11 protein-coding genes are annotated in these 12,888 nt (G+C 60.7%); 10 read left to right on the top strand and 1 reads right to left on the bottom strand.

Annotation, left to right across the window (positions count from 1 at the left end; all coding sequences use genetic code 11):
• Window positions 1–155: 155 nt before the first annotated feature.
• From CLU80_RS15835 to trxC, 4 genes are all read left to right on the top strand, one after another.
• Window positions 156–1,898: a potassium/proton antiporter gene (locus tag CLU80_RS15835; RefSeq protein WP_099757800.1), complete on the top strand. Its 1,743-nt coding sequence runs from the start codon at window positions 156–158 to the stop codon at window positions 1,896–1,898.
• Between the two features lie 34 nt (window positions 1,899–1,932).
• Window positions 1,933–5,286, top strand: coding sequence for a mechanosensitive channel MscK (gene mscK / locus CLU80_RS15830; protein ID WP_099757799.1), 3,354 nt, complete (start codon window positions 1,933–1,935; stop codon window positions 5,284–5,286).
• A gap of 48 nt (window positions 5,287–5,334) precedes the next feature.
• Entirely contained in the window at window positions 5,335–6,798 is a 1,464-nt protein-coding gene (gene selO, locus CLU80_RS15825) for a protein adenylyltransferase SelO (protein WP_099757798.1), read from the top strand.
• Between the two features lie 80 nt (window positions 6,799–6,878).
• The gene (gene trxC, locus CLU80_RS15820) at window positions 6,879–7,313 is read left to right on the top strand and encodes a thioredoxin TrxC (protein WP_099757797.1); all 435 of its coding nucleotides are present in this window, start codon (window positions 6,879–6,881) and stop codon (window positions 7,311–7,313) included.
• 130 nt (window positions 7,314–7,443) lie between these two features.
• Here trxC and CLU80_RS15815 read toward each other — a convergent pair whose 3' ends face one another.
• Entirely contained in the window at window positions 7,444–8,214 is a 771-nt protein-coding gene (locus CLU80_RS15815) for a ParA family protein (protein ID WP_034152927.1), read from the bottom strand.
• A gap of 356 nt (window positions 8,215–8,570) precedes the next feature.
• On the opposite strand from CLU80_RS15815, the gene CLU80_RS15810 reads away from it, so the two are divergent.
• The 6 genes from CLU80_RS15810 to CLU80_RS15785 are packed head-to-tail and all read left to right on the top strand — an operon-like array spanning window position 8,571 to window position 12,819.
• Window positions 8,571–9,296, top strand: a complete 726-nt coding sequence (locus tag CLU80_RS15810) for a beta-ketoacyl synthase chain length factor (RefSeq protein ID WP_099757796.1) — start codon at window positions 8,571–8,573, stop codon at window positions 9,294–9,296.
• Window positions 9,272–10,084, top strand: coding sequence for a lysophospholipid acyltransferase family protein (locus tag CLU80_RS15805; protein WP_093430105.1), 813 nt, complete (start codon window positions 9,272–9,274; stop codon window positions 10,082–10,084). The genes CLU80_RS15810 and CLU80_RS15805 overlap by 25 nt, the downstream gene beginning before the upstream one ends.
• Window positions 10,062–10,337 carry a phosphopantetheine-binding protein gene (locus CLU80_RS15800; protein ID WP_093430104.1) on the top strand — a complete coding sequence of 92 codons (276 nt, stop codon included), beginning with the start codon at window positions 10,062–10,064 and terminating at the stop codon, window positions 10,335–10,337. The genes CLU80_RS15805 and CLU80_RS15800 overlap by 23 nt, the downstream gene beginning before the upstream one ends.
• Window positions 10,338–10,346: 9 nt before the next feature.
• Window positions 10,347–10,601 carry an acyl carrier protein gene (locus CLU80_RS15795; protein WP_064388843.1) on the top strand — a complete coding sequence of 85 codons (255 nt, stop codon included), beginning with the start codon at window positions 10,347–10,349 and terminating at the stop codon, window positions 10,599–10,601.
• Window positions 10,598–11,143 carry a COG4648 family protein gene (locus CLU80_RS15790; RefSeq protein ID WP_093430103.1) on the top strand — a complete coding sequence of 182 codons (546 nt, stop codon included), beginning with the start codon at window positions 10,598–10,600 and terminating at the stop codon, window positions 11,141–11,143. The genes CLU80_RS15795 and CLU80_RS15790 overlap by 4 nt, the downstream gene beginning before the upstream one ends.
• On the top strand, window positions 11,140–12,819 hold the full coding sequence (locus CLU80_RS15785) for an acyl-CoA synthetase family protein (protein ID WP_099757795.1): 1,680 nt from the start codon (window positions 11,140–11,142) through the stop codon (window positions 12,817–12,819). Before CLU80_RS15790 ends, CLU80_RS15785 begins: the two co-directional genes overlap by 4 nt.
• The last annotated feature ends 69 nt before the right edge of the window (window positions 12,820–12,888 follow it).

The following is a 12,888-nucleotide window of genomic DNA, read 5'->3' as shown; positions in this document are numbered from 1 at the left end:
TAGGGTGAGGGCAGCAATCGCCAGCCGAACCAAAACCTCGAATCCCCCAGCGTAAAAACCTTTTTGACAGCATCACATTTCAACAGGTTAGAATCGCTGGCACGCAGACTGCATGGTCAGTTTGTGCCCGTCTTTACGCTTCTGGAGTACTGCCTTTGAATGCGACGACCATCAACAGCCTGTTCTTGATCGGCGCGTTGCTGGTAGGTGCAAGCATTCTCGTCAGCTCACTCTCTTCCCGCCTCGGCATCCCGATTCTGGTCATTATTCTTGCGGTCGGCATGGCCGCCGGGGTTGATGGCGGCGGGATCATCTTCGATAACTACCCCACGGCCTATCTGGTCGGCAACCTCGCCCTGGCGGTGATCCTCCTCGACGGCGGTTTGCGCACGCGGGTGTCGAGTTTCCGCGTGGCGTTATGGCCGGCGTTGTCGCTGGCCACGGTCGGGGTGTTGATCACTACCGGGCTGACCGGCATGGCCGCTGCCTGGCTGTTCGATCTCAATCTGATTCAAGGCTTGTTGATCGGTGCCATCGTTGGCTCAACCGACGCCGCAGCGGTGTTCTCGCTGCTCGGCGGCAAAGGCCTGAACGAGCGGGTGACCGCCAGTCTGGAAATCGAATCCGGCAGCAACGACCCGATGGCGGTGTTTCTCACCGTGACTCTGATCGACATGCTCGCCAGCGGCCAGCCCGGTTTGCACTGGAGCCTGCTGACCCACCTGATCCGCGAGTTCGGCATCGGTGGCGTCATCGGCCTGGGCGGTGGCTGGTTGATGCTGCAACTGGTCAATCGAATCAACCTCGCTGCCGGTCTGTATCCGATTCTGGTGATCGCTGGCGGTCTAGTGGTATTCGCCCTGACCAACGCCCTGCATGGCAGCGGCTTCCTTGCCGTTTACCTGTGCGGTCTGGTGATCGGCAACCGTCCGGTGCGCAGCCGTCACGGCATTCTGCACATGCTCGACGGCATGGCTTGGCTGGCGCAGATCGGCATGTTTCTGGTGCTGGGGCTGCTGGTGACGCCGCACGATTTGCTGCCGATCGCCCTGCCCGCGCTGGGTCTGGCGCTATGGATGATTCTGTTTGCGCGGCCGCTGTCGGTGATGGTCGGCCTGCTGCCGTTCAAGGCGTTCCATGGCCGCGAGAAAGCCTTTATTTCCTGGGTTGGCCTGCGCGGCGCGGTGCCGATCATTCTCGCGGTGTTCCCGCTGATGGCCGGGCTGCCGAACGCGCAGCTGTATTTCAACCTTGCGTTCTTCATCGTGCTGGTGTCACTGCTGGTGCAAGGTACGAGCCTGCCGTGGGTCGCCAAGCTATTGAAGGTGACCGTGCCGCCAGAGCCGGCGCCGATTTCCCGGGCCGCACTGGAAGTCCACGTCACCAGCGAGTGGGAGCTGTTCGTGTACAAGCTGGGCGCGGAGAAATGGTGCATCGGTTCGCCCCTGCGTGAGCTGAAAATGCCCGAAGGTACGCGCATCGCGGCACTGTTTCGTGGCCAGCAACTGCTCCATCCGTCGGGTAGTACGGTGCTGGAAGTCGATGATTTACTGTGCGTTATCGGCCATGAACACAACCTCGGCGCCCTCGGAAAACTGTTCAGCCAGGCGCCGCAACGCGGTCTCGATCTGCGTTTCTTCGGCGATTTTGTACTCGAAGGAGACGCCCAGCTTAAAGCGGTTGCAGCGCTGTATGGCCTGCCGGCCGAGGGCATCGATCCGGACATGACCCTGGGCGCGTTCATTGCCCACAAGGTCGGTGGTGCACCGATCGTTGGCGACCAGGTGGAGTGGAACAACACTCACTGGACGGTTGCGGTCATGGACGGGAACAAGATCGGCAAAGTGGGCGTCAGATTCCCCGAAGGAAGTCGCCCGGGCCCCGGGCTCTTCCTCTAAACTGCGTCCACTCTCACTTGCTTGACCGGTCTCTATGCCTACCCTGCGCTCCTTTTTCGCCGCGGCCCTGCTGGGCCTGAGTCTTACTGTCGGCCCGCTGTACGCCGCCGAACCACCGTCCAGCGACGCCGTGCAGGCCAGCCTCGACAAACTCGCCGACAGCAAACTGCCGGATGCCGATAAAAAGAGCCTGCAGACCGTCCTGCAGAACACGCTCAATCAGCTGAACAACCAGCGTGATTACGAACAGAAGCTGATCGATCTCAAGCAGCAGCTGGCCACCGCGCCCAAGCAAACGATTGAAAACACCCGCGAACTGACACGCCTCAAGGCTACGGCCGTGGTGCCGGTGGCACAGCGTTTTCCCAAAGAGTCGATCCAACAACTGGAGCAGATCCTCACCGATCGCTCGACTCAGCAAAGTGACCTGCAAAAAGCCCTCGCCGACGCTAACAGCCTGATCATCACCGCGCAGACGCGTCCCGAACGCGCGCAAGCGGAGATATCCGCCAGCCAGACGCGCATCCAGCAGATCAACAACATCCTCAAATCCGGCAAGGACGCGGGTAAAACCGTCACCGCCGAGCAGCGCGACCAGTTGAACGCGGAACTGGCGGCGCTGAATGCGCTGATCCCGCTGCGCCGTCAGGAGCTGGCCGGCAACAGCCAGTTGCAGGATCTGGGCAATGCCCAGCATGACTTGCTATCGGAGAAGTCCGACCGCCTCGACCGCGAGATTCAGGAACTGCAAACCCTGATCAACCAGAAGCGTCTGGCGCAGTCGCAGGAAACCGTTACCCAACAGTCGATCGAAGCGCAGAAGGCCGGGAGCAGCAGTCTGCTGGCCATCGAAAGCACGGCGAACCTCAAGCTCTCCGACTACCTGCTCAAAAGCACTGACCGCCTCAACGAAGTCACCCAGCAGAATCTGCAGACCAAACAACAGCTCGACAGCCTGACCCAAAGCGATTCAGCGCTGGACGAGCAGATCAGCGTGCTCAAGGGCAGCCTGCTGCTGTCGAAGATTCTCTATAAGCAGAAACAAGCCCTGCCGCGCCTCAAGGTCGACCGCGACCTGGCCGATCAGATCGCCGACATTCGCTTGTGGCAATTCGACGTCAGCCAGCAGCGTGAGCAACTGAGTAATCCCGCCGCCTATGTCGACAACCTGCTATCCACGCAGCCGCCGGAGCAGGTCACGCCGCAATTGCGCAAAAACCTGCTGGATCTGGCCAACACCCGCGCCGATCTGCTGGAGCGGTTGAACCGCGAACTGAGCGCCATGCTCAACGAGTCGATCACCCTGCAGCTCAACCAGAAACAACTGCTGAGCACCGCACAGAGCCTGCGCGCAACGCTGGATGAGCAGATGTTCTGGATCCCCAGCAACAAGCCGCTGGATCTGGAATGGATGCGCGCGGTGCCGGAGCGCCTGAAACGCCAGGTCGACACCCTGCCGTGGGCCTCCAGCCTGAGTGAGCTGACAGACGGTCTGATCCAGCGTCCGTTGCTGTTCCTGCCACTGGCGCTGTTGATCGGTGCTCTGCTATGGCGGCGCAAGAATCTGTACGCGCGGCTGAACAAGGTTCACCAGGACATCGGTCACTTCAAACGCGACAGTCAATGGCACACCCCGCAGGCGATTCTGATCAATATTCTGCTGGCGATGCCGGTCGCGTTGGGCCTGGCCTTGTGTGGTCTGGCGTTGCAGATCGACGCTCGCGGGCAGAACGCCAACATGGGCGCGGCGCTGCTGCAAATGGGCCAGGCATGGCTGGTGTTCTATACCGCTTACCGGATTCTCGCGCCGGGTGGTGTGGCAGAACTGCACTTCCGTTGGGAAAAGCCGCAGGTCGAGTTCCTGCAAGGCTGGATCCGTCGACTGGGCCTGGTGGTCATGGCGCTGGTGACTATTGTCGCCGTGGCCGAACTGCAACCGGCAGCACTGGCAGACGACGTGCTCGGCATGCCGGTGGTGCTGACCTGCTATGCCCTGATGGCCTGGCTGCTCAGTCGCTTGCTGATCAGCAGCCCGGCCCACGAGAACACTTCGCTGTTCCGCAAAGCCGTCGGCGTGATGTTCACCCTGCTGCCGATCGCGTTGTTCGTGGCGGTGTGCTTCGGCTACTACTACACCGCGCTGAAGCTCAGCGACCGGTTGATCAACACCCTGTACCTGCTGATGTTCTGGCTGGTGATCGAAGCCACCTTCGTGCGCGGTCTGAGCGTTGCCGCACGACGTCTGGCCTACCAGCGTGCCCTGGCCAAACGGCAGGCGGCGAAAGAGGCCGGCGACGGCGAAGCGGTGATCGAAGAGCCGGCGCTGGACATCGAAAAGGTCAACGAACAGTCCCTGCGCCTGATCCGTCTGGCCCTGCTCGGCGGCTTCATCGCGGCGCTGTACTGGGTCTGGTCCGATCTGATTTCGGTGTTCTCGTACCTCGACAACATCACCCTCTACGAATACACCAGCGGCACCGGCGCCAACATGAGCATGGTGCCAATCAGCATCGGCGACATGCTTGGTGCACTGATCATCATCGGCATCACTTTCGCCCTCGCGCGCAACTTGCCCGGCCTGCTCGAAGTATTCGTGCTGTCCAAGCTCAATCTGGCTCAGGGCAGTGCCTACGCAACCACGACGTTGCTGTCGTATGTGATCGCCGGTGTCGGCTTCGTCTCGACCCTGTCGACCCTCGGCGTGAGTTGGGACAAGTTGCAATGGCTGGTGGCGGCGCTGTCGGTCGGCCTCGGTTTCGGTATGCAGGAGATCTTTGCGAACTTCATCTCCGGCATCATGATTCTTTTCGAACGCCCGGTGCGGATCGGTGACACCATCACCATCGGCAACCTGTCGGGCACGGTGAGCAAGATCCGCATCCGCGCCACGACCATCACCGACTTCGACCGCAAGGACATCATTGTCCCGAACAAGACGTTCATCACCGGACAACTGATCAACTGGTCGCTGACCGACACCATCACCCGCGTGACGCTGAAACTTGGCGTCGACTACGGCTCCGATCTGGATCTGGTCAAGGAGCTGCTGCTCAAGGCTGCCCGCGAAAACCCGCGTGTACTCAAAGAGCCTGAGCCGCACGTGTACTTCCTCAACTTTGGCGAAAGCACCCTCGACCACGAGTTGCGCATGCACGTGCGCGACCTCGGTGACCGCAACCCGGTGCTTGATGAGGTCAACCGCTTCATCAACCGCGAGTTCAAGAAGCAGCACATCAACATCTCGTTCCGCCAGATGGAGGTGTACCTGAAGAACCTTCAGGGCCAGGAATACAAGATGGTGCCGATCGAGCCGGAAACGAAAACCATCGTGCCGATCGCCGACGATCAGAAACCGCTGCAAGAGCCACCGCCGGCCAAACTCGACTAACCGGTCTATTCCCAGCAGAATGCTCGGACATTCTGCTGGAGCCGGCCCTTGAAAGCCCTCGACGAACTGACCTTCGACAATCGCTTCGCCCGCCTGGGCGACGCGTTCTCCGCCCACGTGCTGCCCGAGCCGATCGATAATCCGCGTCTGGTCGTCGCCAGCCCGGCGGCGCTGGCCTTGCTGGATCTCAACCCGGCGACCGCCGAAACCAACGAATTTGCCGAACTGTTTGGTGGCCACAAGCTGTGGGCCGATGCCGAACCACGGGCGATGGTTTACTCCGGGCATCAGTTCGGTGGCTACACGCCGCAACTGGGTGACGGTCGGGGCTTGCTGCTCGGCGAGGTCTACAACACTGCCGGCGAGCATTGGGACTTGCACCTCAAGGGCGCCGGGCAGACGCCGTTTTCGCGCATGGGTGATGGCCGTGCGGTGCTGCGTTCGTCGATCCGCGAATTCCTTGCTTCCGAAGCGTTGTACGCGTTGAACATTCCTTCATCGCGCGCGGCTTGCGTGATCGGCTCCGACACCCCGGTATGGCGCGAAAAGCAGGAACGCGCAGCGATGGTGCTGCGTCTGGCGCCGAGCCATATCCGCTTCGGCCACTTCGAATACTTCTATTACACCAAGCGCCCCGAGCAGCAGAAGCAGCTTGGCGAACACGTTCTGGCGATGCATTTCCCTGAGTGCCTGGAACAGCCGAAACCATATCTGGCGATGTTCCGCGAGATCGTCGAGCGCAACGCCGAACTGATCGCCAAGTGGCAGGCCTATGGCTTCTGCCACGGCGTGATGAACACCGACAACATGTCGATCCTCGGCATCACCTTCGACTTCGGCCCGTTCGCTTTTCTCGACGATTTCGACGCCAACTTCATCTGCAATCACTCGGATGATCAAGGGCGCTACTCGTTCAGCAATCAGGTGCCGGTTGGCCAGTGGAACCTCAGCGCGCTGGCGCAGGCACTGACGCCGTTCATCAGCGTCGAAGCCCTGCGCGAAACCCTCGGCCTGTACTTGCCGCTGTTTCAGGCGCATTACCTCGACCTGATGCGCCGCCGTTTAGGCTTCACCACAGCTGAAGATGACGACCAAACACTGCTGGAAAATCTGCTGCAACTGATGCAGAACAGCGGCGTCGACTACACGCTGTTCTTCCGCCGACTCGGTGAAGAGTCCGCATTAGAAGCCGTTGCCCGTTTGCGCGACGATTTCGTCGACATCAAGGGTTTTGATGCCTGGGGTGAACGCTACGCGGCCCGGGTTGCCCGCGATGGCGATGCTGATCAAACGCAGCGCCAAGCGCGGATGCATGCGGTCAATCCGCTATACATCCTGCGCAACTATCTGGCGCAAAAAGCCATTGATGCGGCAGAGCAAGGGGATTACTCGGAGGTACGCCGGTTGCATGCGGTGCTGAGCAAACCGTTTGAGGAGCAGCCGGGGATGGAGGCTTATGCCGAGCGGCCACCGGAGTGGGGCAAGCATTTGGAGATCAGTTGTTCTTCCTGAGTGCCAGCGCCTCATCTTGATAAACAGTTCGTACGGCTCCAGATAAGTCGTACGAAACGCTGAACGCCAACGAGCCGAATATGACTGACCCACTCCTCATCCCCTGCCCCTCCTGCAACGGCCTCAACCGCATCCCTGCCGAGCGCCTTGCGGATCAACCCAAGTGCGGACGCTGCAAATCCGCCGTGCTGCTGAACAAACCCTTCGAACTCAAGCAAGGCGATTACGCCAGCCAGATCAAGGGTGATCTGCCGTTGCTGGTGGATGTCTGGGCGCAATGGTGTGGGCCGTGCAAGTCGTTTGCGCCGGTGTTCGAGCAGGCGGCGGCGCAGCTGGCCGGCAAGTGCCGCTTGGCCAAGCTTGATAGCGAGGCCAATCAACAGTTGTCGGCGCAGTTGGGGATTCGCTCGATTCCGAGTCTGATTCTGTTCAAGAACGGCCGGGAAGTGGCGCGGCAGAGTGGTGCGTTGCCGTTGCCGCAGTTGATGGCGTGGCTGCGTAGCCAAGGGATCTGACACACCCCACCCCCCCTGTGGGAGCGAGCTTGCTCGCGAAAGCGGTGGATCAGTTAACGAAGATGTCTACTGAACTGACGCATTCGCGAGCAAGCTCGCTCCCACAGGTGTTCATGGATAGCTCAAGGGATCAGTGATCTTCGAGCAAGTTGTGCAGTTCGACGAATTGCTGGGTCAGCTTGTGCCGGGGATCGAGGTGGATCAGCGGCATGCTGGCCTGATGCGATTCGCGCATGCGCACCGAACTGGTCAGGTACACCGGCAGCACCGGTAGACCTTCGGCAATCAGCTCATCGAGGATCTGCTGTGGCAGGCTCGCCCGGGCCTGGAACTGGTTGACCACAATGCCTTCGACTTCCAGGCCTTCGTTGTGGTCGTCCTTCAACTCCTCGATCTCCGCGATCAGCCCGTACAGCGCCTGACGGGAAAAGCTGTCGCAATCGAAAGGGATCAGCACGCGATCGGCAGCAATCAACGCCGATACTGCATAAAAATTCAGCGCCGGCGGCGTATCAAGGTAAATCCGGTCGTAATCCTCAGACAACTCATCGAGCAACTTACGCAGTTTGTTGATCTTGTGCTTGGCCTCAAGCTTGGGCTGCAGGTCGGCCAGCTCCGCCGTGGCGGTGATGATGTGGAGGTTGTCGAACGGGGTTTCGTAGATGTCCGCCTGATTCTTCTTCGAGAACGGCCCGGAAGACAGGGTCTGCTTGAAGAAGTCGGCAATACCCATCGGAATGTCATCGCCGGTGAGCCCGGTCAGATACTGAGTGGAGTTGGCCTGGGCATCGAGATCGACCAACAGCGTGCGATAACCCTCACTGGCGCTGACCGCCGCCAGATTGCAGGCAATGCTGGACTTGCCTACCCCACCTTTCTGATTGAACACCACGCGCCGCATGACAAAACCTCCGTGTATCAAAGAATGACCGAGTGTAGATGCGCGTGACCTCGCTTCGCTACCTTCATGGACATGGACTACAGAGTCAGGTGCAAATATCCGCGGACAGATAGCGCAATTACCGCCATTGATCGCCGCGATCCCCGACAGACAAGCCGCTGACAATCTGGATAATGGCCAAGTGACAGTTTTCTTGCGAACCACTCGGTACATTTCGTTGCGCAAAATGTAACCAGCATTTGCTACACACTCGTCGCACCGGGATAATGCGCGCCACCCGGCGCCAAGCGCCACGTCAAGCCTGCTGCGGTTTTGGCGACCAAACGCGTCAACGAAAGCCCGCAGGGGCGGGATGAATGTCCGTGATCAACTTCAACATCGCCCAATGGCGCGCGTGGGCCCCTGGCCTCGACAGCGTGGACGCCTGGCAGGCCTGGAGCCGACAACCGGTCGTACTCCAGCGCAGTGATGCCGCGCCCGATGTGTCGTTTTTGCCGGCCATGCAGCGCCGCCGCCTCAGTCGTCTGGCACGCATGGCGTTCAGCGTTGGCTGGCCCCTGGCCGACGGGCGGGACAGCCTGCCGCTGGTGTTCGTCTCGCGCCACGGTGAAACCCCACGGACTTACGACATCCTCAGTGATCTGGCGACCGAACAGCCGCTGTCGCCGACCCAGTTCAGCCTGTCCGTGCACAACGCGATCATCGGTCTGTGGTCGATCATGCGTGGCGAAACCAGTGAAATGACTGCCCTCGCCGCAGCCGGCGACGGACTTGAGCACGGCATGCTCGAAGCAGCGGCGCTGCTCAATGAAGGCGCCCCGGCGGTGTTGCTGGTGATCACCGAAGAACAACCACCCGAAGCCTATTCAGCGTGGATCGACGATGTGCCGTTTCCCTACGCGCTCGGTCTTTTGCTCACCCCCGGTACCGACTGGCGGCTGACCCTGAACAGCGTCACAGAAACACGGTCAAAAGCGCACTGGCCCCACGCGCTCAATCTGTTGCAAACCCTGCTCGGCCAGCAAACCCATTGCCAACATGCCTGGAAAAATCGTGTATGGACCTGGCAACGCAACCCGTGACCGAAAAAAACCGCGATGCCTATTACTGGCGCCTGCTGGCCACCGCCGCAAGCTTTACCCTGTTCGGGCTAGGCGGGCTGTGCCTGCGTTTGCTGGTGTTTCCGCTATTGGCTTGCCTGCCCGGTGACGCCGTTGTGCATCGCCAACGCGCGCGGCAGACCGTCAGCCGGCTGTTCTGGTTTTTCGTCCGGTTCATGGCCCGCACCGGTGTGCTGACCTATGACATTCAGGGCGCCGAACGTCTCGGTCGACCCGGACAGATGATCATCGCCAATCACCCGTCGCTGATCGACGTGGTGTTCCTCATCGGTCTGGTGCGCCAGGCCAATTGCGTGGTGAAGAAAAGCCTGTGGGAAAACCCCTTCACCCGTGGCCCGTTGCGCCGCACCGAATACATCAGTAATGACGGCAGCATGGACATGCTCGATGCCGCCGCCCAATCCCTGCAAAACGGCCAGACCCTGATCATCTTTCCCGAAGGCACGCGCACCCAGCCGGGGCAGGCGCCGGCCTTTCATCGGGGCGCTGCGGCGATTGCCCTGCGCGGTGCGAAAATCCTCACGCCGGTGATTATCAAGGTCAGCCCGACCACATTGACCAAAGCCGAACCGTGGTACCGGATCCCCAGCCGCCGTGTGCACTTCAGTTTTCGCGTCGGGGCCGATATAGACCCACAAGCCTTCGCCGCGCAAGGCCCTGCACCGCAAGCCTCGCGCAAGCTCAACGATTATTTGCACTCATATTTCATTAAGGAGCTCGCCGAAGATGAGCGATCTGAACACCCCTAGCCTGGTGCGTGACATCAAACTGCTGATCATCGACGCCCTCGGCCTCGAAGACATCAGCGTCGACGACATCGAAGACGAGCAAACACTGTTCGGCGAAGGCCTGGGCCTGGATTCCGTCGACGCGCTGGAACTGGGTCTGGCCATCCAGAAAAAATACGGCATCAAGATCGACGCCGACGCCAAAGACACCCGTAACCATTTCACCAACGTGGCCAGCCTTGCGGCGTTCGTCACGGCAAAACAGGCAGCTTGAGACCGGACCATGCAAACTCGTGACGATATTTTCAACACCCTGCGCGATGCCTTGGTCGAGCTGTTCGAACTGGATCCGGCCCGTGTGAGCCTGGACTCCAACCTGTATCAGGATCTGGAAATCGACAGCATCGACGCGGTCGATCTGATCGATCACATCAAACGCCAGACCGGCAAGAAAATCGCCGCCGAAGAATTCAAATCGGTGCGCACCGTCGGCGACGTGGTCGAGGCGGTCTACCGTCTGGTTCAACCGGCCGCATGAGCCGATTGATCGGCCTGGGCCTGCTGCTGGCCGGTCTGCTGTACCCCTTTGCGGTGTATTTCGGCATGGAGCATTTTGCCCCGTGGCAGTTCGGTCTGCTGCTGGGCAGCCTTTGGCTGGCGCGGGCACTGACTGGCGAGCGCAAACCCGGCAGCCTGTGGATGGCCTGTGTGGCGATCGCCTTTTGCCTGCTGCTGGCGCTGTTCGACAGTCCGCTGTTGCTGCGTTGGTACCCGGTGCTGATCAGCGGCTTCATGCTAGTGCTGTTCAGCCTGAGCCTGAAATACGGCCCGCCGATGGTCGAGCGCCTGGCGCGCTTGCGTGAGCCAGAACTACCGGATATTGCGATTCGCTATACGCGCAAGGTCACCGTGGCCTGGAGCGTGTTTTTCTTCTGCAACGGTTTATGCGCCGCCCTGCTGACCCTGTGGGCGCCGCTGAATTGGTGGATGTTGTACACCGGCCTGATCTCCTATGGATTGATCGGCCTGATGTTTGCCATTGAATGGCTGATACGACAACGGGTAAGAGGCCGTACATGAACTGGATAAAACTTGAGCAGCTGTTGCTCAAGCCTGTGCCGGCGCGGGCCATCAGCCACGCACCGGCTCTCGAACATGCGCAACTGTGCGAGCAGGCGCTGAGCGTTGCCGCCGGTCTGCAAGCGCAAGGCGTGAAACGTCTGGCTGTGCACCTGGAAGATGCCGCCGAACTGGCCATCGCCTTGCTGGGTGCATGGCGTGCAGGCGTGAGTGTTCTGCTGCCCTCGGACCTGCAAGCGCAAACCCGCCAGCGCTGGTCGGCTGAGGTCGATCTGTGGCTGACGGATCAAGCCGATGACGCGCAACTGAGCGACGTTCAGCAGCCGCCGCTAGCAGGCGCCGCACTGGACCTCGACCAGTGCCGTCTGAGCCTGTGCACGTCCGGCTCCAGCGGCGAGCCCAAGCGCATCGACAAAACCCTGCGCCAACTGGCCAACGAGGTCGAAGCACTGGAACAGTTGTGGGGCGCGGATCTCGGTGAGGCCTGCATCATCGGCAGCGTCGCCACCCAGCATATTTACGGTTTGCTGTTTCGCGTGCTGTGGCCGCTGTGTGCCGGGCGCCCGTTTGTGCGCAAGCAACTGGCGTTCCCCGAAGACTTGCAGCGTGCCAGCCGCGAACATCCAGCCTTTGCGTGGGTGGCCAGCCCGGCGTTACTCAAACGCATGGGCGACAACCTCGACTGGCCGGCCCTGAGCGCCGTGCGCCGGGTGTTTTCCTCCGGCGGTGCGTTGCCGGTCGAAGCTGCGCAAAGTCTGCAACAACGCTTGCAACAATGGCCGACGGAAATCCTCGGCAGCTCGGAAACCGGCGGCATTGCCTGGCGTCAGGGCCAACTACTGTGGCAACCGTTCGCCGGTGTCCAACTGAGCCAGGACAGCGACGGCGCCCTGCTGATCGCCTCACCTTACTTGCCTGCCGGGCACGTCGAGCACACCGCTGACGCCGCGCGCATCGGCATCGATGGCCGCTTCGAACTGCTCGGACGGCTGGACCGGATCGTCAAACTCGAAGAAAAACGCATCTCGCTGCCCATGCTTGAGCAAGCCTTGGTTGACCACGACTGGGTCGCCGAAGCGCGCTTGGGCGTGGTCCAGGAAAATCGCGCCTCTCTCGGTGCTCTACTGGTGCTCAGCGAGGCCGGCCTGTTTGCCTTGCGTGAGCACGGTCGCCGCAGCCTGACCGAAACCCTGCGCCAGCATTTGCGCCAACACTGTGAAGCCCTGGCTTTACCGCGACGTTGGCGGCTGGTGCGGCAATTACCGTTGAACAGCCAAGGCAAACTGCCGCAGGCCGATATCGAAGCGCTGCTGATGGCGCCGCGAGCGAAAGCCCCCGAAGTGCTGGAACAAATCGAGACCACTGGCGAGTGGAGCCTGCAACTGAGCGTGCCCCCGGACCTGGCCTATTTCAGCGGCCACTTCCCCAAAGCCCCGGTCCTGCCGGGCGTGGTGCAGGTGGAATGGGCACTGAACCTCGGTCGCCAACTGCTCAACCTGACCGGTCCGTTTGCCGGCATGGAAGTGCTGAAGTTTCAGCAACTGGTGCGGCCTGGGGATGAAATTCAGCTGCACCTGCGCTTTGATCCGGAGCGCGGCAAATTGTATTTCGCTTATCGCAATGACACGGCGACCTGTTCCAGTGGGCGGATTCTTTTGGGTGTAGAGCATGGTTGACCTTGGTGAGTGCTGCGCACTCAATCGCGAGCAGGCTCACTCCTACAGGGATCGCGGTCTTCCAGTGGA

Origin of the sequence: Pseudomonas sp. 29 (assembly GCF_002754355.1) — a bacterium.
In the GTDB taxonomy this organism is placed as follows: Bacteria; Pseudomonadota; Gammaproteobacteria; order Pseudomonadales; family Pseudomonadaceae; genus Aquipseudomonas; species Aquipseudomonas neuropathica.
The sequence above is the reverse complement of the archived record's forward strand: the minus strand, read 5'-3'. Positions and strand labels throughout refer to the sequence as shown.

Bases quoted from the DNA above. Each gene is read 5' to 3' on its own strand.
- mscK (WP_099757799.1), top strand. From the start codon at position 1,933: ATGCCTACCCTGCGCTCCTTTTTCGCCGCGGCCCTGCTGGGCCTGAGT.
- trxC (WP_099757797.1), top strand. From the start codon at position 6,879: ATGACTGACCCACTCCTCATCCCCTGCCCCTCCTGCAACGGCCTCAAC.
- CLU80_RS15815 (WP_034152927.1), bottom strand. From the start codon at position 8,214: ATGCGGCGCGTGGTGTTCAATCAGAAAGGTGGGGTAGGCAAGTCCAGC.
- CLU80_RS15810 (WP_099757796.1), top strand. From the start codon at position 8,571: ATGTCCGTGATCAACTTCAACATCGCCCAATGGCGCGCGTGGGCCCCT.
- CLU80_RS15805 (WP_093430105.1), top strand. From the start codon at position 9,272: ATGGACCTGGCAACGCAACCCGTGACCGAAAAAAACCGCGATGCCTAT.
- CLU80_RS15800 (WP_093430104.1), top strand. From the start codon at position 10,062: ATGAGCGATCTGAACACCCCTAGCCTGGTGCGTGACATCAAACTGCTG.
- CLU80_RS15795 (WP_064388843.1), top strand. From the start codon at position 10,347: ATGCAAACTCGTGACGATATTTTCAACACCCTGCGCGATGCCTTGGTC.
- CLU80_RS15790 (WP_093430103.1), top strand. From the start codon at position 10,598: ATGAGCCGATTGATCGGCCTGGGCCTGCTGCTGGCCGGTCTGCTGTAC.
- CLU80_RS15785 (WP_099757795.1), top strand. From the start codon at position 11,140: ATGAACTGGATAAAACTTGAGCAGCTGTTGCTCAAGCCTGTGCCGGCG.